This is a genomic window from Pantoea agglomerans NBRC 102470, assembly GCF_001598475.1.
GTDB lineage: Bacteria > Pseudomonadota > Gammaproteobacteria > Enterobacterales > Enterobacteriaceae > Pantoea > Pantoea agglomerans.
The window spans coordinates 32,211-54,424 of sequence record NZ_BCZA01000009.1; the positions used below are offsets into that span (position 1 = coordinate 32,211).

The window sequence follows — 22,214 nt, forward strand, 5'->3', positions numbered from 1 at the left end:
TCAGCCAGTCAGGATGAAAATTGCATGCCCCGGGCGTTAATGATAATGGCGCATATCCTAACTGTATTAACAGCAACCTAACAGCACCAACTACAACCGATAAGCATAAAAACAACGCTTCGTTGACTTATATCAAATGCAATTGTAGCACGTTAACACTTTTGTGAAAAACTTCTCGCAGATTGCCTGTTTAGCTCACAAAAAGCATCATTTTCGTTACATTTTTTACGCAGTCGGGCCAAAATAAAACCCGCCGGAAATCACATTCTATCTCGTTGAAGTTAAATGGTTTAATAATGATTTCTTTAATAAAGCTCGTTTCAGGGATAAAAAGATTCAGGCCATCACTTTTAACCAGTTTTAACATGGTTAACACACGATTTTCTTATTACCTTCTGGCGACTGAATCATTAACAGCCATGTTAATATGGCGTTATGTTAATGGACCAATGGAATAAATATGCTTTTTCCCCTGATTCTCGTCTCGCCCGCGCGGCCAGAAAATATCGGCGCTGCGGCGCGTGCCATGAAAACCATGGGATTCAGCCAGCTGCGCATCGTTGCCAGTGACGCCTGGCAGGATCCCGCCGCACGCCGGGTAGCACATGGTGCTGGCGAAATTCTCGACAACGTTCAGACCTTTGCAACCCTGGCCGACGCGTTAGCGGACATCGATTTTTCGGTCGCGACCACCGCGCGCAGCCGGGCAAAGTTTCGTTATTACGCCACACCGGAGCAGGTTGAAACGCAATTGCTGGAGAAACGCCAGTGGGTAAACAGTATGGCGCTGGTGTTTGGCCGCGAAGATAGCGGGCTGACCAACGAGGAGCTGGAGCTTGTAGACCTGCTGACCGGCATCCCGATGGCGAATGACTATCCTTCACTCAATCTCGGACAGGCGGTGATGGTCTACTGCTATCAGCTGTCGAAGCTGAATCAGGTTGAGGCATCAAAAGCCTCTGCGGCGGATGGGCAGCAGTTGCAGGCGCTGCGTCAGCGTTTCCATCAGCTGCTGGCGCAACTGGAGGTCAGTGATGATGAGAAGCTGTCAGACTGGATCGATCAGCGGGTGGGGCTGCTGGAACAGCGCGACAGTGCGATGCTGCATCGTCTGCTGAACGATATTGAAAAAAAACTCACAGATAAATCCTCGGCAAAAAGCTGATTTTACAGCAACAGATCGCAGGGAATTTCTGCATCGCAACCGATCGAACAGCGTTTTACGCTTTCACCGGTGGCTGTGCGCAGTGGTGGAAATCTGTCCGCCGGACAAATCGGGTTGACTTAATGTGCGCTTTGCTTTACTTCTGGAAGCAAGACGGACAGACAAAAACAGACAGAAAATAAATCTAAATGCGTAAAATCAGCCTGAACACCACAATTATTACCACCACCATTACCACAGGTAACGGTGCGGGCTGACGCATACAGGAAAAACAGAAAATAAGCCCGCACCTAAACAGTGCGGGCTTTTTTTTCGGCTTAAATTCAGGAGAGTTTATATTATGCGAGTGCTGAAATTCGGCGGGACCTCGGTAGCGAATGCGGAGCGATTTCTTCGCGTCGCTGACATTCTGGAAAGTAATGCGCAACAAGGACAGGTTGCAACCGTGCTCTCTGCGCCAGCAAAGATCACTAACCATCTGGTGGCGATGATTGAAAAAACCATCAGTGGTCAGGATGCTTTGCCGAATATCAGCGACGCCGAACGCATCTTCAGCGAGCTGTTGCAGGGACTGGCTGACGCGCAGCCGGGCTTTGAGTACGATCGACTGAAAACCCGCGTTGACCTGGAGTTTGCGCAGCTGAAGCAGGTTCTGCACGGTATCAGCCTGCTGGGACAGTGCCCGGACAGCGTCAACGCGGCGATTATCTGCCGCGGTGAAAAACTCTCGATTGCGATCATGGAAGCGCTGCTGCAGGCGCGCGGCCATGAGGTCAGCGTGATCGATCCGGTGGAAAAATTGCTGGCGGTTGGCCACTACCTTGAATCTACTGTCGATATCGCCGAATCAACCCGCCGCATTGAAGCAAGTCAGATTCCGCCGCAGAACATGATCCTGATGGCAGGCTTCACGGCTGGTAACGAGCGAGGCGAGCTGGTCGTACTGGGCCGTAACGGTTCTGACTATTCAGCCGCTGTGCTGGCCGCCTGTCTGCGCGCCGACTGCTGTGAAATCTGGACTGATGTGGATGGCGTCTATACCTGCGATCCGCGTCAGGTGCCGGATGCGCGCCTGCTGAAGTCGATGTCCTATCAGGAGGCGATGGAGCTCTCCTATTTCGGCGCCAAAGTGCTGCATCCTCGCACCATCGCGCCCATTGCTCAGTTCCAGATCCCCTGCCTGATCAAAAACACGGCCAATCCGCAGGCACCCGGCACCCTGATTGGAGCAGAAGGCGAACAGGATGAGAACCCGGTAAAAGGCATCACCAACCTGAATAATATGGCGATGGTCAACGTCTCCGGTCCTGGCATGAAAGGGATGGTCGGGATGGCGGCCAGAGTCTTTGCGGCGATGTCGCGCACCGGCATCTCTGTAGTGCTGATCACCCAATCCTCTTCCGAATACAGCATCAGTTTCTGCGTGCCGCAGAGCGAGCTGGCGCGGGCGCGTCAGGTGCTGGAGGAGGAGTTCTACCTGGAGCTGAAAGATGGCCTGCTGGATCCGCTGGATATCATTGAAAACCTGGCGGTGATTTCGGTGGTGGGCGATGGCATGCGCACGCTGCGCGGCATTTCAGCCAAATTCTTCTCGGCGCTGGCGCGCGCCAATATCAATATCGTGGCGATTGCTCAGGGCTCCTCCGAGCGTTCAATCTCGGTGGTGGTGAACAATGATGAAGTGATCACCGGGGTTCGCGTGGTGCATCAGATGCTGTTCGCCACCGATCAGGTAATCGAAGTGTTTGTGGTCGGCGTCGGCGGCGTCGGCGGCGCGCTGCTGGATCAGTTACATCGCCAGCAGGCGTGGCTGAAGAAAAAGCATATCGACCTGCGCGTCTGCGGCATCGCTAACTCCCGTGCGCTGTTAACCCACGTCCACGGCATCGATTTAAGCAACTGGCAGGCGGCATTAGGCGAAGCGAAAGAGCCGTTCAATCTCGGTCGTCTGACCCGTCTGGTAAAAGAGTATCACCTGCTCAATCCGGTGATTGTGGATTGTACTTCCAGCCAGGCGGTCGCCGATCAGTATGCTGACTTTCTCAGCGAAGGTTTCCATGTGGTGACGCCAAACAAAAAGGCCAACACCTCCTCCTGGAATTACTATCAGCAGATGCGCGCCGCCGCTGCCAAATCGCGGCGTAAATTCCTCTATGATACCAACGTCGGCGCCGGACTGCCGGTGATCGAAAACCTGCAGAACCTGATGAACGCCGGTGATGAGCTGCTGCGCTTCTCCGGTATCCTCTCTGGCTCGCTGTCCTACATTTTCGGCCAGCTGGATGACGGAATGTCACTGTCGCAGGCGACAACGATGGCGCGTGAGATGGGCTTTACCGAGCCCGATCCGCGTGACGACCTCTCCGGCACCGATGTGGCGCGTAAGCTGCTGATCCTGGCCCGTGAAGCGGGTCATCAGCTGGAGCTGAGCGACATTGAGATTGAGCCGCTGCTGCCCGCCAGCCTGACCGAAATCCAGGACATTGAGCAGTTTATGCAGCGTCTGCCTGAGCTGGATAACGCTTTTGCCGCCCGGGTTGCGCAGGCGCAGGATGAGGGCAAAGTATTGCGCTATGTTGGCGTGATTGAAGAGGGCGGCATCTGCAAAGTGAAGATCGACGCCGTTGACGGCAACGATCCACTCTTTAAGGTGAAAAACGGCGAGAATGCGCTGGCGTTTTACAGCCGCTACTATCAACCGATTCCGCTGGTGCTGCGCGGATACGGTGCAGGAAATGATGTCACAGCGGCCGGTGTCTTTGCCGACCTGCTGCGGACACTGTCATGGAAGTTGGGAGTTTAATCATGGTAAAAATTTACGCACCGGCCTCGATTGGTAACGTCAGCGTCGGCTTCGATGTGCTGGGCGCGGCGGTTTCGCCGGTAGATGGCTCCCTGCTGGGTGACTGCGTCTCCGTAGAAGCGGCAGAGCAGTTTTCACTGACCAACGCCGGACGTTTTGTCAGTAAGCTGCCCGCCGATCCGAAAGAGAATATTGTTTACCAGTGCTGGCAGCGTTTCTGCCAGGAAATCGGCAAAGCGATCCCGGTGGCGATGACGCTGGAGAAGAACATGCCCATCGGCTCCGGGCTGGGTTCCAGCGCCTGCTCGGTGGTGGCCGGTTTAATGGCGATGAACGAGTTTTGCGGCAAGCCTCTCAGCGACAGCACGTTACTGACCCTGATGGGCGAGCTGGAAGGGCGAATCTCCGGCAGCGTGCACTATGATAATGTCGCCCCCTGCTTCCTCGGCGGCATTCAGCTGATGCTGCAGGAGAATGACATTATCAGCCAGGCGGTGCCGGGCTTTGATGACTGGCTGTGGGTAATGGCCTATCCGGGCATTAAAGTTTCGACCGCAGAAGCGCGCGCCATTTTACCGGCACAGTACCGCAAAGAGGACTGCATCAGGCATGGCCGTTTGCTGGCCGGTTTCATTCACGCCTGCCATACGCGTCAGCCGCAGCTGGCAGCTAAACTTATGCAGGATGTGATTGCCGAACCTTACCGGACCCGGCTGCTGCCAGGCTTCACCGAGGCGCGGCAGGCCGCGAAAGATATTGGCGCACTGGCGTGCGGTATCTCAGGCTCTGGTCCGACACTTTTCGCCGTTTGCAATCAGATGGAAACGGCACAGCGGATGGCTGACTGGCTGAGCCAGCACTATCTGCAGAATGATGAAGGCTTCGTCCATATCTGCCGTCTCGACACGGCTGGCGCACGACAATTGGGATAACGCATGAAACTCTACAATCTTAAGGATCACAACGAGCAGGTCAGCTTCGCCCAGGCGGTGAAACAGGGTCTGGGTTCGCAGCAGGGTCTGTTCTTTCCGCTGGAACTGCCGGAGTTTGAACTGACCGACATCGACGCGATGCTGGAGATGGATTTCGTCAGCCGCAGCAGCAAAATTCTCTCGGCTTTCATTGGTGACGAGATTCCGGCCCAGCAGCTGCATGAGCGTGTTAAAGCCGCTTTTGCTTTTCCGGCCCCGGTGAAAGCCGTCAGCGAAGATATCGCCTGTCTGGAGCTTTTCCACGGCCCGACGCTGGCGTTTAAAGATTTCGGCGGCCGTTTTATGGCGCAGATGCTGTCGTATGTCTCAGGCTCAGATGAGCAGATCACCATTCTGACCGCCACCTCCGGTGATACCGGCGCGGCCGTGGCGCACGCCTTTTACGGCATGAAGAACGTGCGCGTGGTGATCCTCTATCCGCAGGGCAAAATCAGTCCGCTGCAGGAGAAACTCTTCTGTACCCTGGGCGGCAACATCGAAACCATCTCTATCGACGGCGATTTTGATGCCTGCCAGTCGCTGGTGAAACAGGCGTTTGATGATGAAGAGCTGAAGCGCGCGATTGGCCTGAACTCGGCTAACTCCATCAACATCAGCCGCCTGCTGGCGCAGATCTGCTACTACTTTGAAGCGGTCGCACAGCTGCCTCAGGAAAAACGTAATCAGCTGGTGGTGTCAGTGCCGAGCGGCAACTTTGGTGATTTGACCGCCGGTCTGCTGGCGAAATCGCTGGGCCTGCCGATCAAACGTTTTATCGCCGCCACCAACGCTAACGACACGGTGCCGCGCTTCCTGGGCAACGGCGAGTGGCAGCCAAACCAGACGGTCTCTACGCTGTCGAATGCCATGGATGTCAGCCAGCCTAATAACTGGCCGCGTGTGGAAGAGCTGTTCCGCCGTAAAACCTGGCGCTTAACCGATCTGGCCTGTGGTGCGGTCTCGGATGAGACCACGCGCACCGCCATGCGTGAACTGGCTGAGATGGGCTACATTTCCGAGCCGCATGCCGCCATTGCCTGGCGTCTGTTGCGCGATCAGCTGCAGGAAGGGGAGTATGGTGTGTTCCTGGGAACCGCGCATCCGGCGAAATTCCGCGAAAGTGTGGAAGCGATCCTTGAACAGACCCTGACGCTGCCGCCGGAGTTAGCGGAGCGCGCCGACCTGCCGCTGCTGTCGCATCAGATGAAGGGTGATTTCGCCTCGCTGCGGGCGTTTCTGCTGAAGTAAACCTGTGAAAGGCTTCCCGGTTGCGGGAAGCCTGTTTGTGGAAAGCAGAGGGCGCGGGGTGTTACTGCTCTGCGCGCTTAAAGACCAGCTCGCTCTCGCTGCTGCTGGCTGCATCAAAACGATAGCCATCCAGATCAAACGCCTTAAGCTGTTCCGGCTTCGTCAGGCGCTGCTGAATCACATAGCGACTCATTAATCCACGCGCCTTTTTGGCATAGAAGCTAATCACTTTGTAACTGCCATTCTTCTCGTCGAGGAACACCGGCTTAATCATCTGTGCCCGCAGCGTCTTCGGCTTAACCGCCCGGAAATATTCGTCCGAGGCGAGGTTGATCAGCACCTCATCGCCCTGTTCCGCCAGCGCGGCATTCAGCGTTTCAGTGATGAGATCGCCCCAGAAGGTGTAGAGATCTTTGCCCGCCGGATTCGCCAGGCGAATGCCCATCTCCAGACGGTAAGGCTGCATTAAATCGAGTGGACGCAGTACGCCATACAGGCCTGATAACATACGCAGGTGCTGCTGAGCAAAATCGAAATCCTGATCGCTGAAGGTCTCTGCCTGTAAACCGGTGTAGACATCACCTTTGAACGCCAGGATAGCCTGACGGGCATTCTTAGGGGAAAAATCGGGCTGCCAGCTGTTAAAGCGCTCGGCATTGAGGTGCGCCAGTTTATCGCTGATGCCCATTAACGAGGCGATGCTGGCGGGTGACAGCTCGCGCGCAATTTCAATCAGCTGTTGTGACTTTTCTAACAGCGCAGGCTGGGTGAAACGCGTTGTCGCCAGCGGGCTTTCATAATCCAGCGTCTTGGCGGGAGAGATCACCATCAACATAGTTGCTTCCTCGGTTAATGCCTGGTTTAACAGGGCATTGGCTGCTTATCAGGCTTCGCAGTGTACCAAAAAAGCCGCAAAGAATGACGAATCACACCTATTTGTTCGCGCTATCGTAAACGGCATTCCCTGACCTTGCGCCACCGTTGCCGCGTGATATTATCGCAACAGCCTTTTTTCACACTGACAGTTAACTAAGAGAAAAGAACATGACGGACAAACTTACCTCCCTGCGTCAGCTCACCACCGTCGTCGCCGACACCGGTGATATTGCAGCCATGAAGCTGTATCAGCCACAAGACGCCACCACCAACCCTTCTCTGATTCTCAACGCCGCGCAAATTCCTGAATACCGTAAACTGATCGATGAAGCGATCGGCTGGGCGCGTGAGCAGAGCAGCAACAAAGAAGAGCAGCTGCAGCTGGTTTCTGACAAGCTGGCCGTGAACATTGGTCTGGAAATTCTCAAACTGATCCCAGGCCGCATCTCGACGGAAGTGGATGCGCGTCTCTCTTACGACACTGAAGGCAGCATCGCCAAAGCCCGCAGCCTGATCAAACTCTACAATGATGCCGGTATCAGCAACGACCGCATCCTGATCAAACTGGCCTCTACCTGGCAGGGCATCCGTGCTGCAGAGCAGCTGGAAAAAGAGGGTATCAACTGTAACCTGACGCTGCTGTTCTCCTTTGCTCAGGCGCGTGCCTGTGCTGAAGCGGGCGTGTTCCTGATCTCTCCGTTTGTTGGCCGTATCCTCGACTGGTACAAAGCCAACACCGACAAGAAAGAGTATGCCGCGCACGAAGATCCAGGCGTGGTTTCAGTTTCTGAAATCTACAACTACTACAAGCAGCACGGCTATGAAACCGTGGTGATGGGCGCCAGCTTCCGTAACGTCGGCGAAATTATCGAGCTGGCTGGCTGTGACCGTCTGACCATTTCTCCTGCGCTGCTGAAAGAGCTGGCGGAGAGCGAAGGCACTCTGGAGCGTAAACTGAGCTACAGCGGCGAAGTGAAAGCGCGTCCGGCCCGCATGACCGAGTCTGAGTTCCTGTGGCAGCACAACCAGGATCCTATGGCGGTTGCGAAGCTGGCAGAAGGTATCCGCAATTTTGCCGTTGATCAGGGCAAACTTGAGAAGATGCTGGCAGAACTGCTGTAATCTGTTGACCGTGGCGGCGCAGGCTGCCACGGTTTTCCCTTTTCCGACCCTTTCACTTTATATTATCCTCTCGGCTATTCCCCTTTTACTCCAACCGCACCGCGGTAAATCACAGCGAAGCTAATCATGAATACATTACGCATTGGCCTGATCTCGGTCTCCGATCGCGCCGCGAACGGCATTTATCAGGATCAGGGTATTCCCGCGCTGGAGAGCTGGCTCGGCAGCGCAATCAGCAGCCCGTTTGAGATTGAGTCCCGACTGGTGCCCGACGAACAGCCGATGATAGAGCAGGCGATTTGCGAACTGGTCGATGAACGTTTTTGCCATCTGGTGTTAACCACCGGCGGCACCGGTCCGGCCCGACGCGATGTCACGCCCGATGCCACCTTAGCCGTTGCCGATCGTGAAATGCCTGGTTTTGGTGAGCAGATGCGCCAGATCAGCCTGCAGTTCGTACCGACCGCGATTCTGTCGCGTCAGGTCGGGGTGATCCGCAAGCAGTCGCTGATCCTCAATCTGCCTGGTCAGCCGAAGTCGATCAAAGAGACGCTGGAAGGGCTGAAGGATGAGCAGGGCAACGTAAAAGTTCACGGCATCTTTGCATCTGTACCTTATTGTTTACAGTTGCTGGAAGGGCCTTACGTCGAAACGCATTCCAGCGTAGTAGCAGCATTTCGGCCTAAAAGCGCTATACGTGAGATAAATAACTAAATATTCCCCATTTCAGGCATAAGCTATAGCCTTGCTGGTGTGGCAAAAGATTGACGGTATAGTAATAAGATCTTTACAACCTTATCTCTTTTGCCTCTGGAATATTATGAATCCGACTCACACTCAGCGTCTGACCGGTAAGGATTACAAGACCCTGGCGCTGGCCGCGCTGGGCGGCGCGCTGGAATTCTACGACTTCATTATCTTCGTCTTCTTCGCCACCGTGATTGGCGAACTCTTTTTCCCCTCGGATATCCCGGAATGGCTGCGTCAGCTGCAGACGTTTGCCATTTTTGCCGCAGGCTATCTGGCTCGTCCGCTGGGCGGCATCGTGATGGCGCATTTTGGCGATAAGCTCGGACGCAAAAAGATGTTCAGCCTGAGCATTCTGCTGATGGCGCTGCCGACCCTGATGATGGGCGCTTTACCCACCTGGCAGACGATTGGCATTGCTGCGCCACTGCTGATGCTGCTGATGCGGATGTTACAGGGCGCGGCGATTGGCGGTGAAGTGCCGGGCGCCTGGGTGTTTGTCGCGGAACACGTGCCCTATAAACGTATCGGCATCGCCTGCGGCACGCTGACGGCCGGGCTGACTATCGGCATTTTACTGGGGTCGCTGGTAGCCACGCTGATCAATACCTCAATGTCGCAGCAGGCGATCCATGATGGCGGCTGGCGCATCCCGTTCTTCCTCGGCGGCGTGTTCGGGCTGATCGCGATGTACCTGCGTCGCTGGCTGCATGAGACGCCAGTGTTTATCGAGATGCAGCAGCGTAAAGCGCTGGCGGAAACCCTGCCGCTGAAGACCGTGCTGGCAGAGCATAAAAAGTCGATTGTCATCTCTATGCTGCTGACCTGGCTGCTCTCCGCCTGCATCGTGGTGGTGATCCTGATGTCGCCGGTCTGGCTGCAAAAACAGCAGGGCATCGCGCCTGCGCTGACCCTGCAGGCCAACAGCATCGCTACCGTGATGCTCTGCATTGGCTGCATTATTGCCGGGCTCGCTGCCGATCGCTTTGGTGCCAGTCGTACGCTGTGTGTCGGCAGCCTGCTGCTGGCGATCTGTAGCTGGCAGTTTTATCACCTGACCGCCCTCTATCCACAGCAGCTCTTCCTGCTTTATGGCGTGGCGGGTCTCAGCGTCGGTATCGTCGGCGTGGTGCCCTTTGTGATGGTGCGCGCCTTTCCGGCAGAAGTGCGTTTTACCGGACTCTCATTTTCCTACAACCTCTCCTATGCGATCTTTGGCGGGCTGACACCGATCTTTGTGTCGCTGCTGATGAACGTCTCAGAGATGGCACCCTGCTGGTATGTGATGGCGCTGGCGCTGGTAGGATTGCTGACGGGGATCTGGCTGCGGCGTGATGTCAGCCACGAGCCTGGCCTGCAGCAGGGGATTAACTCTTTGTAATGCGGGGACGCGGAGCCTGGCTCCGCGTCTTTTTTTTATGCGTAAAAGCAGGCTTAAAGCGATTTCGCGCCAATCGGCAGAATGGTGCGGCCAAAGGTTTCGTTCAGCACTTCACCCATCGCCAGATAGCAGGCGCTGACTCCACAGAGTATCCCGACCCAGCCCGCGGAGACCACCAGCGCCGGCAGGTGCATAAGATGAGCCACGGCCAGCAGCAGAAACAGCAGCGTGAGCGAGCCGAAAACAAACTGCAGCATCCGCGCACCTTTCAGCGTACCGACGAACATAAACAGCGTGAAAATGCCCCACAGTGCCAGCCAGGCCCCCAGGAAACGTTCGTCTGGCGCTTTTGCCAGACCCATTTCAGGTAACAGCTGGATCGCCACAAAGCTTAACCAGAACATGCCGTAAGAGGTAAAGGCGGTCAGCCCGAAAGTGTTGTTGTTTTTAAACTCCAGCAGACCGGCCAGCACCTGCGCAATTCCGCCATAAAAAATGCCCATGGCTAAAATCGCCACGTCCATGGCAAACAGGCCCGTGTTGTGAAGGTTCAGCAAAATGGTCGTCATGCCAAATCCCATTAATCCCAGCGGGGCAGGGTTAGCCAGCGTTGAATTTGCCATAGTTCCTCGGCAGTAAAATGATCGTTGATGTAATAAACGGATTTCGTCCTGCTCCCTGAGGGGAACAAGGCGACGCATCATATTCAGCGTTGTGGCAGCGTTCTTTGATCCCGACAGGGCCAAAGGTAAAAATTTTTTTTTGGTTTAGCCCTTGATGCGCATCGAAGCGGCCCCATTTACTTGTCATCGAGCGTTGTGAACGTTGGAAAAAAAGCATGTGCTGGCAGTTGAATGCAAACAACCCGCCCACATAAAAGGTTCACAACCCAAATTGGCAACGAATTTAAGTGGGAGATGTTTAGATGGGTAAGATTATTGGTATTGACCTGGGTACAACCAACTCTTGTGTTGCGATCATGGATGGCACTAAAGCACGCGTTCTGGAAAATGCCGAGGGCGATCGCACCACGCCTTCAATTATTGCGTATACACAGGATGGCGAAATTCTGGTCGGTCAACCGGCTAAACGTCAGGCAGTGACCAACCCGCAGAATACCCTGTTCGCAATTAAGCGTCTGATCGGTCGTCGCTTCCAGGACGAAGAAGTACAGCGTGATATTAAAATCATGCCGTACAAAATTACCGGCGCTGACAACGGCGACGCATGGCTGGAAGTGAAAGGTCAGAGAATGGCACCGCCGCAGATCTCTGCTGAAGTGCTGAAGAAAATGAAAAAGACCGCCGAAGATTACCTCGGTGAGCCAGTGACTGAAGCGGTTATTACCGTACCGGCTTACTTCAACGATGCGCAGCGTCAGGCGACCAAAGACGCCGGCCGTATCGCGGGTCTGGAAGTCAAACGTATCATTAACGAACCGACTGCTGCTGCACTGGCATACGGTCTGGATAAAGGCCAGGGTAACCGCACCATCGCGGTTTATGACCTGGGTGGCGGTACCTTCGATATCTCAATCATTGAGATCGACGAAGTTGACGGCGAAAAAACCTTTGAAGTTCTGGCGACCAACGGTGATACCCACCTGGGTGGTGAAGACTTCGATAGCCGCCTGATTAACTATCTGGTTGCTGAATTCAAGAAAGACCAGGGCATCGATCTGCACAACGATCCACTGGCGATGCAGCGTCTGAAAGAAGCGGCAGAGAAAGCGAAAATCGAACTTTCTTCTGCACAGCAGACCGACGTTAACCTGCCATACATCACGGCAGATGCGACCGGTCCTAAACACCTGAACATCAAAGTGACCCGCTCTAAACTGGAGTCACTGGTTGAAGATCTGGTTGCTCGCTCAATCGCGCCACTGAAAGTTGCGCTGCAGGATGCGGGTCTGTCTGTTTCAGACATCAACGACGTTATCCTGGTGGGTGGTCAGACTCGTATGCCACTGGTTCAGGCCAAAGTGACTGAGTTCTTCGGTAAAGAGCCACGTAAAGACGTGAACCCGGATGAAGCGGTCGCGGTCGGTGCTGCAGTTCAGGGTGGTGTACTGGGTGGCGACGTGAAAGACGTGCTGCTGCTGGACGTTACCCCGCTGTCACTGGGTATCGAAACCATGGGTGGTGTGATGACTTCGCTGATCAGCAAGAACACCACTATCCCAACCAAGCACAGCCAGGTCTTCTCGACTGCTGAAGATAACCAGTCAGCCGTGACCATTCACGTGCTGCAGGGTGAGCGTAAGCGCGCCAATGACAACAAGTCACTGGGCCAGTTCAACCTCGACGGTATCCAGAACGCGCCACGCGGTCTGCCGCAGATCGAAGTGACCTTCGACATCGATGCGGATGGTATCCTGCACGTGTCGGCGAAAGATAAGAACAGCGGTAAAGAGCAGAAAATCACCATTAAAGCCTCTTCAGGTCTGAGCGATGAAGAGATCCAGAAAATGGTGCGTGATGCGGAAGCGAACGCTGAATCTGACCGCAAGTTCGAAGAGCTGGTACAGACGCGTAACCAGGGCGATCAGATTGCCCACAGCACGCGTAAGCAGCTGGAAGAAGCGGGCGAAAAACTGTCAGCTGATGACAAAGCGCCAATCGAAGCCGCTCTGGCCGCGCTGGAAACTGCGCTGAGAGGCGAAGACAAAGCGGAAATCGACGCCAAAATGCAGGCGCTGATGGAAGTGTCCGGCAAACTGATGGAAGCAGCACAGCAGTCTCAGGCGGGTGCAGCGGATGCCGGTGACGCGTCAGCGAAGAAAGATGACGACGTTGTCGATGCTGAATTCGAAGAAGTGAAAGACAACAAGAAATAATTGCCCCTGACCGGGCGCGACGGTTGGCCTGACAGCCGTTGAAACCAGCACGGGCGTAGGAGATCTCTCCACGCCCGTGCGATCATGTTAAGGGCTAAATAAACATGGCGAAGAGTGATTACTACGAGATTTTAGGCGTCGCCAAATCCGCGGACGAGCGTGAAATCAAAAAGGCTTACAAACGCCTGGCAATGAAATTTCACCCGGACCGTAATCCCGGTGACAAAGAAGCCGAAGCCAAATTCAAAGAGGTCAAGGAAGCGTACGAAATCCTGACCGATGCGCAGAAGCGTGCGGCCTACGATCAATATGGTCATGCAGCCTTTGAACAGGGCGGTATGGGTGGCGGTGGATACGGCGGCGGCGGCTTTGGTGGCGGCGGCGCAGACTTCAGCGATATCTTTGGCGACGTGTTCGGTGACATCTTTGGTGGTGGACGCCGTCAGCGCGCATCCCGTGGCGCCGATTTACGCTACAACATGGAGCTGTCGCTGGAAGAAGCGGTACGCGGCGTGACCAAAGAGATCCGCATTCCAACGCTGGAAGAGTGTGACGTCTGCCACGGCAGCGGCGCGAAAGCGGGAACGCAGCCACAAACCTGTTCAACCTGTCACGGTGCAGGCCAGGTGCAGATGCGCCAGGGCTTCTTCACCGTTCAGCAGGCCTGTCCGACCTGTCATGGTCGCGGCTCGGTGATTAAAGATCCGTGCAACGCCTGTCATGGTCATGGCCGCGTTGAGAAGTCGAAAACGCTGTCAGTGAAAATCCCGGCAGGGGTCGACACCGGCGATCGCATTCGTCTGAGCGGCGAAGGCGAAGCGGGCGAGCAGGGCGCACCTGCAGGCGATCTCTACGTTCAGGTCTCGGTGAAGAAACACCCGATCTTCGAGCGTGAAGAGAACAATCTTTACTGTGAAGTGCCGATCAACTTTGCGATGGCAGCGCTGGGCGGTGAGATTGAAGTACCGACCCTGGATGGTCGCGTGAAGCTGAAAGTGCCGTCAGAAACTCAGACCGGCAAGCTGTTCCGCATGCGCGGACGTGGCGTAAAATCTGTGCGTGGCGGCGCGGTCGGCGATCTGCTGTGTCGTGTCGTGGTGGAAACACCGGTCAGCCTGAATGAGAAACAGAAAGCGCTGTTGCGTGAACTGGAAGAGAGTTTTGGCGGCCCGAGCGGCGAGCATAACAGCCCACGCTCCAAGAGCTTTTTCGACGGCGTGAAAAAATTCTTTGATGATCTGACTCGTTAAGTCTGCCTGATAAAAAGCGGAGCCCCGGCTCTGATGCCAGTCAGTTAAGCGACAGGTGATAACGCAGTCTGGTGCCGTGCAGGGGCTGGCGGTCCTCGCGCCGCTGCGCGGTTCCTTCACTTCATTCCTCTGCCTGACGGACCGGCGGGGATGGCACATCCTGTGCCGCCCCGCCTTTCGCCCGCGTCCTGCGGGCTCTCCTGGCATACTCATTCTGTTCAGCGCTGCGGATTACCTGCCCCTGCCCGACCCCAGCCTGCTCTGAAACTTCAGTGTGTAGTGTTAAAAAGGGCACGAGAGTGGAGGCCTGAGCGCCTCTGCTGCTGAAAGGGCTATCCGCAGCGCTGAGGCGTGACGGCGGGCCAGAAGTCCACGCCGGGAAGCGTGGACAGTTCGGGGCCGGCCAGGGAGGGCCGATCCCCGAACGGTTCGTCGGCACGCCGTCAAAGCCGAAGGTACCGCGTGAGCGGCGCGAGGACGGCCCGGCAGCAGCAGAGGTGCTCAGGCCCGCACTGCGGCTCGCTCGCCCGGAAAAAAAGCTGCCACGTTTGACCGTGACAGCCTTTACAAATCTAATCTTAACTGACCAGCATTAGAGCCCCGGCTCCGCTTTTTTTTACTTTAAATCCCCTGCCTGTGATGGCTGCATTATCTCTCCCTCACCGCAGCACTCATAAAAATGTCGACGTTTACTGCTATTACTGCTCGGCGAAACCGAGCATATAGCGCGGTATAAGCTGCTTTTAACGAACTATATGAATCGTTACACTGTTTAACATTCTGTCTCTGCTCAGGAAGATGAACGTTGAACAAGCCGCGCAAATTAAAGAATCTGCTAAAAAGTTTTATTGAAAGTGATGCCAGCAATGGCGTGATGTTGATCGTGGCGGCGGTCGCGGCGATGATCCTCGCCAATACGGCCGCTACCGCCCAGGGTTACCAGGCGTTGCTGAATGAACCGGTACAAATCCGCTTCGGAGCGCTGGATATCAGCAAAAACTTGCTGTTGTGGATCAACGATGCGCTGATGGCGCTTTTCTTTCTGGTTATTGGCCTGGAAGTAAAGCGTGAGTTGATGGTCGGCGAACTTGCCAGCCGTGACAAGGCGATCTTCCCGGTCATCGCGGCAATAGGCGGCATGGCGTTACCCGCCCTGATCTTCCTGTTTTTCAACCATGGTGATGAGATTGCACGCAACGGCTGGGCCATTCCCACCGCAACCGATATCGCTTTTGCGCTGGGTGTGCTGGCCCTTCTGGGCAGTCGTGTTCCCGTTGCGCTGAAAGTCTTTCTGATGGCACTGGCGATTATTGATGACCTGGGTGCCATTGTGATTATCGCTCTGTTCTATACCAGCGACCTCTCAGTGCTCTCCCTGTGCGTGGCTGCTGGCGCAATTGTCGTGCTGGCACTCCTGAACCGCTTTAACGTCCGTAGAATCTCAATCTACATACTGGTGGGTATCGTGCTCTGGACCGCCGTGCTGAAGTCGGGCGTCCACGCAACCCTGGCTGGCGTCATTGTGGGCTTCTTCGTGCCTCTGGAGAAGAAAGAGGGGCACTCTCCAGCGGAACATCTGGCGCATGGTCTGATGCCCTGGGTGAACTGGATGATTCTGCCGCTGTTTGCCTTTGCTAATGCCGGTATCTCACTTGCTGGCATTACGCTGAGTGATGTCCTCTCGCCTGAACCGTCAGGCATTATCCTCGGACTGTTAATCGGTAAGCCATTAGGCATTACCCTGTTCTGCTGGCTGGCGGTAAAACTGCGGCTGGCAGTTTTACCCAACGGCACAACCATACGCGATATTATGGCGATTGGTGTGCTATGCGGAATTGGCTTCACTATGTCAATTTTTATCAGTTCGCTGGCCTTTGATGCCGCGCATGAACAGCTGGTGACCTTTTCTAAACTGGGCATACTGACCGGCTCACTGCTTTCAGCCGTCATCGGCTATACGCTGCTGCGAATTAAACTGCGTTAATGGAGAGGAGGCGAAAGCCTCCTTTTTTCTATGAATCAGCTCAATTTCAATCATCTCTACTACTTCTGGCACGCCTGCCGTGCGGGATCAATTACGGCGGCAGCAGAGGCACTCTCCCTGACGCCACAGACCATTACCGGGCAGATTAAGGCCCTCGAGGATCGCCTGCAGGGCAAGCTGTTCCGGCGTCAGGGACGAGGCCTGTTACCGACGGAGCTGGGGCAGCTGGTTTTTCGCTATGCTGACCGCATGTTTATGCTGAGTCAGGAGATGCTGGATATTGTGAATTACCGCAAAGAGTCCCATCTGCTGCTGGATGTTGGCGTGGCAGATGCGCTCTCAAAGCAGCTGGTCAGCAAGGTACTGGAGACGGCGGTGGTCGCAGAGGAGAAAATTCATCTGCGCTGTTTTGAATCGACCCATGAAATGCTGCTGGAGCAACTCAGTCAGCATAAGCTGGATATGATTATCTCTGACTGCTCCATCGACCCCACCCAACAGGAAGGCCTGTTTTCGGTGAAGCTGGGGGAATGCCCGATCAGCTTCTGGTCAACCCAGCCGCTCAGCAATCTCTCTTTTCCGGCCTGCCTGGAGACGCGTCCCCTGCTGATTCCGGGGCGCCGCTCCATGCTGGGGCGCAAAATCCTCAACTGGATCAGCACCCAGGGGCTGCAGGTGGAGATTCTGGGTGAGTTTGATGATGCGGCACTGATGACGGCGTTTGGTGCGCGACAGAATGCGATTTTTGTCTCGCCTTTGCTGGAGATGGGTCAACGTGAGGAAATATATGAAGTCGGGCGGCTCGACGCGGTATCAGAGGAGTATCACATACTCTTCGCGGAGCGGATGATTCAGCATCCGGCGGTGCAGCGACTCTGTCACGCAGACTTCAGCGAACTCTTTCCCCGCCAGGGTACAGACGAAAAAAAACCGGCGTAAGCGCCGGCTTTTTTAACAAAGCGATTAACAACAGGCGATTAAGCCAGTTTGTTGATCTGTGCAGTCAGGTTAGACTTATAACGTGCAGCTTTGTTCTTGTGGATCAGACCTTTAGCAGCCTGACGGTCCACGAGTGGTTGCATTTCATTGAATGCGTTCTGCGCAGCAGCTTTGTCGCCTGAAGCGATCGCCGCGTATACTTTCTTAACGAAGGTACGCATCATAGAGCGGCGGCTAGCGTTATGCTTACGGCGTTTCTCAGATGTTACGGCGCGTTTCTTAGCTGATTTGATATTAGCCAAGGTACAACTCCCAAATGTGTTCTATAGAGACAAATCAAAGGCCGAGGACTATGCCCTTCTAACCTGATTTTGTCAATGGATTTGTGCAAATAAGCGTCGCCCTGAGAGCGGCACTCGGTTACGTATTTGATGGCGCAGGATTCTACCAGCTTCCCCTCGCTGAATACAGTATTTCGCGACAAAATTCTTAACATGCGCTTCTGCAACAGGAAATGCAGCGCCTAAAGCATGAAAGGCGTGCTGACGGGTTAACCTGAGTCGCTTTCAAGGGTATAATCCGCCGATTTCCACCGGTTTGGGCCAGCCATGAAGTTTATCCGCGGTATTCATAATCTTAACGAGCAGCATCGCGGCTGCGTTCTGACCATTGGTAATTTCGATGGCGTGCACCGTGGGCATCAGGCGCTGATGTCGCGGCTGTGTGAAGAGGGACGTAAGCGCAATCTGCCGGTGGTGGTCATGGTTTTTGAGCCACAGCCGCTGGAGCTGTTTGCCGGTGACAAAGCGCCGGCTCGTCTGACGCGTCTGCGTGAAAAACTGCGATACATGGCGGAAGCCGGCGTCGATAAAGTGTTGTGCGTGCGGTTTGACCGTCGCTTTGCGGCTTTGTCCGCCCAGCGTTTTATCAGTGACCTGTTAGTCGAAAAGCTGGACGTAAAGTACCTTGCGGTAGGCGATGATTTCCGCTTCGGCGCTGGTCGCCAGGGTGATTTCCTGTTATTACAGAAAGCCGGTGCGGAGTACGGCTTTGAGGTCGTCAGCACCGAAACCTTCTGTGATGGCGGTAAGCGAATCAGCAGTACTGCCGTGCGTCAGGCGCTGGCCGTGGATGATTTAGCGCTGGCGCAGTCGCTGCTTGGTCACCCTTTCACTATTTCCGGCCGCGTTGTGCACGGTGATGCACTGGGACGCACGCTGGGTTTCCCCACGGCGAACCTCCCTTTACGCCGCAGCGTCTCGCCGGTGAAAGGGGTTTATGCGGTAGAGGTACGGGGTCTGACGCCCGAGCCACTGCCAGGTGTCGCCAATATCGGCACCCGTCCGACCGTAAAAGGTTTACGCCAGCAGCTTGAAGTTCACCTGCTCGACATCAATATGGATCTCTATGGTCGTCACATTGATGTGGTGCTGAAACAGAAAATACGAAACGAGCAGCGCTTTGCCTCACTGGAGGCGTTGAAAGAACAAATTGCGAACGATGTGGTAACGGCCCGGCAGTTCTTTGGGCTGCTTTAACCTGAGCGAAAAACGGAATCGAGAATCTGATGAGTGACTATAAATCTACCCTGAATTTGCCGGAAACGGGATTCCCGATGCGTGGCGATCTGGCCAAACGCGAACCGGGAATGTTGCAACGCTGGTATGCCGACAACCTGTACGGCATCATCCGCGAAGCCAAAAAAGGGAAAAAAACCTTTATCCTGCATGATGGCCCTCCGTATGCGAACGGCAGCATTCATATTGGTCACTCCGTTAACAAGATTCTGAAAGACATTATCGTTAAGTCGAAAGGCATGGCGGGTTATGACTCGCCGTATGTGCCGGGCTGGGACTGTCACGGTCTGCCAATCGAACACAAAGTTGAGCAGATGATCGGCAAGCCAGGCGAGAAAGTCACCGCTGCTGAATTCCGCGAAGCGTGCCGCAAATACGCCGCAGAACAGGTTGAAGGCCAGAAGGCGGACTTTATCCGTCTGGGCGTGCTGGGCGACTGGGATCGTCCTTACCTGACCATGGATTTCGGTACCGAAGCCAACATCATTCGTGCGCTGAGTAAAATCATCGGCAACGGCCACCTGCACAAAGGCGCTAAGCCCGTGCACTGGTGCCTGGATTGCCGTTCTGCCTTAGCAGAAGCGGAAGTGGAGTATTACGACAAAACGTCACCGTCGATTGATGTGATGTTCAACGCCATTGATGCCGACGCGGTGCGTCAGGCGTTTGGTGTGGCACAGGTTAATGGCCCGATTTCACTGGTGATCTGGACGACGACACCGTGGACGCTGCCAGCTAACCGCGCCATCTCGTTAAACGCGGAATTTGAGTATCAGCTGCTGCAGATCGACGGTCGCGCGCTGATCCTGGCAAAAGATCTGGTCGAGAGCGTGATGAAGCGCGCGGGCGTCAGCGAATGGCAGGTACTGGGCGAATGCAAAGGCGCGGCGCTGGAGCTACAGAAATTCCAGCATCCGTTCCTGGCGCTTGAGTCGCTGGTGGTGCTGGGCGATCACGTCACCCTGGAAGCGGGTACCGGTGCAGTCCACACGGCACCTGGCCACGGTCCGGATGACTATGTTATCGGTCAGAAATATGGCATCGAAACCGCCAATCCGGTCGGACCGGATGGCCGCTATCTGCCAGGCACCTATCCGACGCTGGATGGGGTCAACGTCTTTAAAGCCAACGACATGATCGTTGAGCTGCTGAAAGAGAAGGGCGCGCTGCTGCACGTTGAGAAACTGCTGCACAGCTACCCGCACTGCTGGCGCCATAAAACGCCGATCATCTTCCGCGCCACACCGCAATGGTTCATCAGCATGGATCAGAAAGGATTGCGTGCGCAGTCGCTGAAGGAGATCAAAGGCGTGCAGTGGATCCCGGACTGGGGCCAGGCGCGTATCGAATCGATGGTGGCGAACCGTCCTGACTGGTGTATCTCTCGTCAGCGTACCTGGGGCGTACCGATGGCGCTGTTCGTTCATAAAGAGAGCGAAGAGCTGCACCCGGACACGCTGGCGCTGATGGAAAAAGTGGCGCAGCGCGTTGAGCAGGAGGGGATTCAGGCCTGGTGGGATCTCGATCCGCGCGAGCTGATGGGCGACGATGCCGATCATTACGTAAAAGTGCCGGATACGCTGGATGTCTGGTTTGACTCCGGTTCAACCAGCTATTCCGTGGTTGATGCGCGTCCGGAATTTGACGGACATGCGCCTGACCTCTATCTGGAAGGGTCCGATCAGCATCGCGGCTGGTTTATGTCCTCGCTGATGATCTCCACGGCGATGAAGGGCAAAGCGCCTTATCGTCAGGTACTGACACACGGTTTCACCGTGGATGGTCAGGGCCGCAAGATGTCGAAATCGATCGGTAACACGGTTGCGCCGCAGGATGTGATGAACAAACTGGGCGCCGATATTCTGCGCCTGTGGGTGGCATCAACCGACTACTCGGGCGAAATGGCGGTCTCCGATGAGATCCTTAAACGTTCTGCCGATGCCTATCGCCGCATCCGTAACACCGCGCGTTTCCTGCTGGCTAACCTCAGCGGCTTTAACCCGGCGACCGATCTGGTGAAACCGGAAGAGATGGTGGTGGTGGATCGCTGGGCCGTCGGTCGCGCTCAGGCGGCACAGGCCGATATCGTTGCCTCTTACGAGAACTACGATTTCCACGAAGTGATCCAGCGACTGATGCAGTTCTGCTCAATTGAGATGGGCAGCTTCTATCTCGACATCATCAAGGATCGTCAGTACACCGCGAAAGGCGATGGCCTGGCGCGTCGCAGCTGCCAGACCGCGCTGTGGCATATCGTCGAAGCGCTGGTGCGCTGGATGGCACCGATCATGTCCTTTACGGCGGATGAGATCTGGGGCTACCTGCCGGGCGAACGTGCGCAGTATGTCTTCACCGAAGAGTGGTATCAGGGGCTGTTTGGCCTGGCTGAAGATGAAGCGCTGAATGACGCCTACTGGGCTGAGCTGCTGAAAGTGCGTGGCGAAGTGAACAAGGTGATCGAGCAGGCGCGTGCGGATAAACGTATCGGTGGCGCACTGGAAGCAACGGTCACGCTCTATGCCGATCCGGAGCTGGCGGCTAAACTGCAGGCGCTGGGTAATGAGCTGCGCTTTGTGCTGCTGACCTCTGGCGCACAGGTGGCTGATTACGCCCTGGCGAACGACGAAGCACAGCAGAGTGAGCTGCTGAAAGGTCTGAAAATCGCGCTGCACAAGGCGGAAGGCGAGAAATGTCAGCGCTGCTGGCATTACACTACCGACGTCGGACAGAATCCTGAGCATGCTGAGGTCTGTGGTCGTTGTTACACTAACGTAGCCGGTGACGGCGAACAGCGTGAATTTGCCTGATGCGTAAACCTATTTTATCAACCGGATTGCGCTGGCTGTGGCTGGTGCTGGTGGTGATTGTTGTCGACTTCGCCAGCAAGCAGTGGGTGATGAACAACATGATGCTGCATGAAACCCAGCCACTGATGCCCTACCTGAACCTGTTCTACGCGCACAACTACGGCGCGGCGTTCAGTTTCCTGGCGGACAAAGGCGGCTGGCAGCGCTGGTTCTTTGCCGGTATTGCGCTGGCTATCGTGATCTCACTGGTCGTGATGATGTATCGTAATCATGCCAGTCAGAAGATCGCTAACATCGCGTATGCCCTGATCATCGGCGGCGCGATAGGCAATCTGTTTGATCGCTCATACCATGGCTTTGTGGTCGATTTTATCGATTTCTATGTCGGTAACTGGCACTTCGCTACATTTAATATCGCTGACTGCGGCATCTGTATCGGTGCTGCATTGGTGGTGCTGGAGGGCTTTTTCAGCCCGAACGGCAAACAGGCTAAACAGAAAGGGTAAGT

18 protein-coding genes and 1 other annotated feature are annotated in these 22,214 nt (G+C 55.3%); of the genes, 15 read left to right on the top strand and 3 right to left on the bottom strand.

Features of this window, described 5'->3' with window-relative positions; genetic code table 11:
* Positions 1-460: 460 nt before the first annotated feature.
* The 5 genes from PAG01S_RS17330 to thrC all read left to right on the top strand — a co-directional run bounded on the left by PAG01S_RS17330 (position 461) and on the right by thrC (position 6,187).
* Positions 461-1,165 (top strand): tRNA/rRNA methyltransferase, encoded by a 705-nt coding sequence (locus PAG01S_RS17330; RefSeq protein WP_062759473.1) that lies wholly within the window; start codon positions 461-463, stop codon positions 1,163-1,165.
* A 188-nt stretch (positions 1,166-1,353) separates the two neighbouring features.
* The gene (gene thrL, locus PAG01S_RS21930; protein WP_071591720.1) at positions 1,354-1,422 is read left to right on the top strand and encodes a thr operon leader peptide; all 69 of its coding nucleotides are present in this window, start codon (positions 1,354-1,356) and stop codon (positions 1,420-1,422) included.
* Positions 1,361-1,479: a sequence feature (Thr leader region), on the top strand. It overlaps the preceding gene by 62 nt.
* Before the next feature lie 26 nt (positions 1,480-1,505).
* On the top strand, positions 1,506-3,968 hold the full coding sequence (thrA, locus tag PAG01S_RS17335; RefSeq protein WP_062759474.1) for a bifunctional aspartate kinase/homoserine dehydrogenase I: 2,463 nt from the start codon (positions 1,506-1,508) through the stop codon (positions 3,966-3,968).
* A 2-nt stretch (positions 3,969-3,970) separates the two neighbouring features.
* A complete protein-coding gene (gene thrB, locus PAG01S_RS17340; protein ID WP_010671694.1) occupies positions 3,971-4,900 on the top strand; it encodes a homoserine kinase in 930 nt (309 codons plus the stop codon).
* Positions 4,901-4,903: 3 nt separating this feature from the next.
* Positions 4,904-6,187, top strand: coding sequence for a threonine synthase (gene thrC, locus PAG01S_RS17345; RefSeq protein ID WP_010253686.1), 1,284 nt, complete (start codon positions 4,904-4,906; stop codon positions 6,185-6,187).
* 61 nt (positions 6,188-6,248) lie between these two features.
* Here thrC and yaaA read toward each other — a convergent pair whose 3' ends face one another.
* The gene (yaaA, locus tag PAG01S_RS17350; protein WP_010253688.1) at positions 6,249-7,022 is read right to left on the bottom strand and encodes a peroxide stress protein YaaA; all 774 of its coding nucleotides are present in this window, start codon (positions 7,020-7,022) and stop codon (positions 6,249-6,251) included.
* Positions 7,023-7,231: 209 nt separating this feature from the next.
* On the opposite strand from yaaA, the gene tal reads away from it, so the two are divergent.
* The 3 genes from tal to PAG01S_RS17365 all read left to right on the top strand — a co-directional run bounded on the left by tal (position 7,232) and on the right by PAG01S_RS17365 (position 10,313).
* Positions 7,232-8,185 (top strand): transaldolase, encoded by a 954-nt coding sequence (gene tal, locus PAG01S_RS17355; protein WP_013356716.1) that lies wholly within the window; start codon positions 7,232-7,234, stop codon positions 8,183-8,185.
* A 126-nt stretch (positions 8,186-8,311) separates the two neighbouring features.
* Positions 8,312-8,899, top strand: coding sequence for a molybdopterin adenylyltransferase (mog, locus tag PAG01S_RS17360; RefSeq protein ID WP_010253692.1), 588 nt, complete (start codon positions 8,312-8,314; stop codon positions 8,897-8,899).
* 106 nt (positions 8,900-9,005) lie between these two features.
* Positions 9,006-10,313 (top strand): MFS transporter, encoded by a 1,308-nt coding sequence (locus PAG01S_RS17365; protein WP_033770945.1) that lies wholly within the window; start codon positions 9,006-9,008, stop codon positions 10,311-10,313.
* 53 nt (positions 10,314-10,366) lie between these two features.
* Here the strand turns inward: PAG01S_RS17365 and satP are convergent, their stop codons facing one another.
* Positions 10,367-10,936 (bottom strand): acetate uptake transporter, encoded by a 570-nt coding sequence (gene satP, locus PAG01S_RS17370; protein WP_062759475.1) that lies wholly within the window; start codon positions 10,934-10,936, stop codon positions 10,367-10,369.
* A 302-nt stretch (positions 10,937-11,238) separates the two neighbouring features.
* Here satP and dnaK point away from each other — a divergent pair, with 302 nt between their 5' ends.
* The 4 genes from dnaK to nhaR all read left to right on the top strand — a co-directional run bounded on the left by dnaK (position 11,239) and on the right by nhaR (position 17,322).
* The gene (gene dnaK / locus PAG01S_RS17375; protein WP_052271120.1) at positions 11,239-13,149 is read left to right on the top strand and encodes a molecular chaperone DnaK; all 1,911 of its coding nucleotides are present in this window, start codon (positions 11,239-11,241) and stop codon (positions 13,147-13,149) included.
* A 104-nt stretch (positions 13,150-13,253) separates the two neighbouring features.
* Positions 13,254-14,399: a molecular chaperone DnaJ gene (gene dnaJ / locus PAG01S_RS17380; protein ID WP_010253699.1), complete on the top strand. Its 1,146-nt coding sequence runs from the start codon at positions 13,254-13,256 to the stop codon at positions 14,397-14,399.
* Positions 14,400-15,204: 805 nt separating this feature from the next.
* On the top strand, positions 15,205-16,383 hold the full coding sequence (nhaA, locus tag PAG01S_RS17385; RefSeq protein ID WP_062759476.1) for a Na+/H+ antiporter NhaA: 1,179 nt from the start codon (positions 15,205-15,207) through the stop codon (positions 16,381-16,383).
* Positions 16,384-16,413: 30 nt separating this feature from the next.
* The gene (gene nhaR, locus PAG01S_RS17390; protein WP_062759477.1) at positions 16,414-17,322 is read left to right on the top strand and encodes a transcriptional activator NhaR; all 909 of its coding nucleotides are present in this window, start codon (positions 16,414-16,416) and stop codon (positions 17,320-17,322) included.
* 38 nt (positions 17,323-17,360) lie between these two features.
* Here nhaR and rpsT read toward each other — a convergent pair whose 3' ends face one another.
* Positions 17,361-17,624 (bottom strand): 30S ribosomal protein S20, encoded by a 264-nt coding sequence (gene rpsT / locus PAG01S_RS17395; protein ID WP_008925553.1) that lies wholly within the window; start codon positions 17,622-17,624, stop codon positions 17,361-17,363.
* 306 nt (positions 17,625-17,930) lie between these two features.
* On the opposite strand from rpsT, the gene ribF reads away from it, so the two are divergent.
* From ribF to lspA, 3 genes are read left to right on the top strand one after another with little or no spacing between them, the layout of a single operon-like run.
* On the top strand, positions 17,931-18,860 hold the full coding sequence (gene ribF / locus PAG01S_RS17400) for a bifunctional riboflavin kinase/FAD synthetase (RefSeq protein WP_010253714.1): 930 nt from the start codon (positions 17,931-17,933) through the stop codon (positions 18,858-18,860).
* 29 nt (positions 18,861-18,889) lie between these two features.
* Positions 18,890-21,706 (top strand): isoleucine--tRNA ligase, encoded by a 2,817-nt coding sequence (gene ileS / locus PAG01S_RS17405; RefSeq protein WP_033770948.1) that lies wholly within the window; start codon positions 18,890-18,892, stop codon positions 21,704-21,706.
* The gene (gene lspA / locus PAG01S_RS17410) at positions 21,706-22,212 is read left to right on the top strand and encodes a signal peptidase II (protein ID WP_010253719.1); all 507 of its coding nucleotides are present in this window, start codon (positions 21,706-21,708) and stop codon (positions 22,210-22,212) included. Before ileS ends, lspA begins: the two co-directional genes overlap by 1 nt.
* Positions 22,213-22,214: the final 2 nt, after the last annotated feature.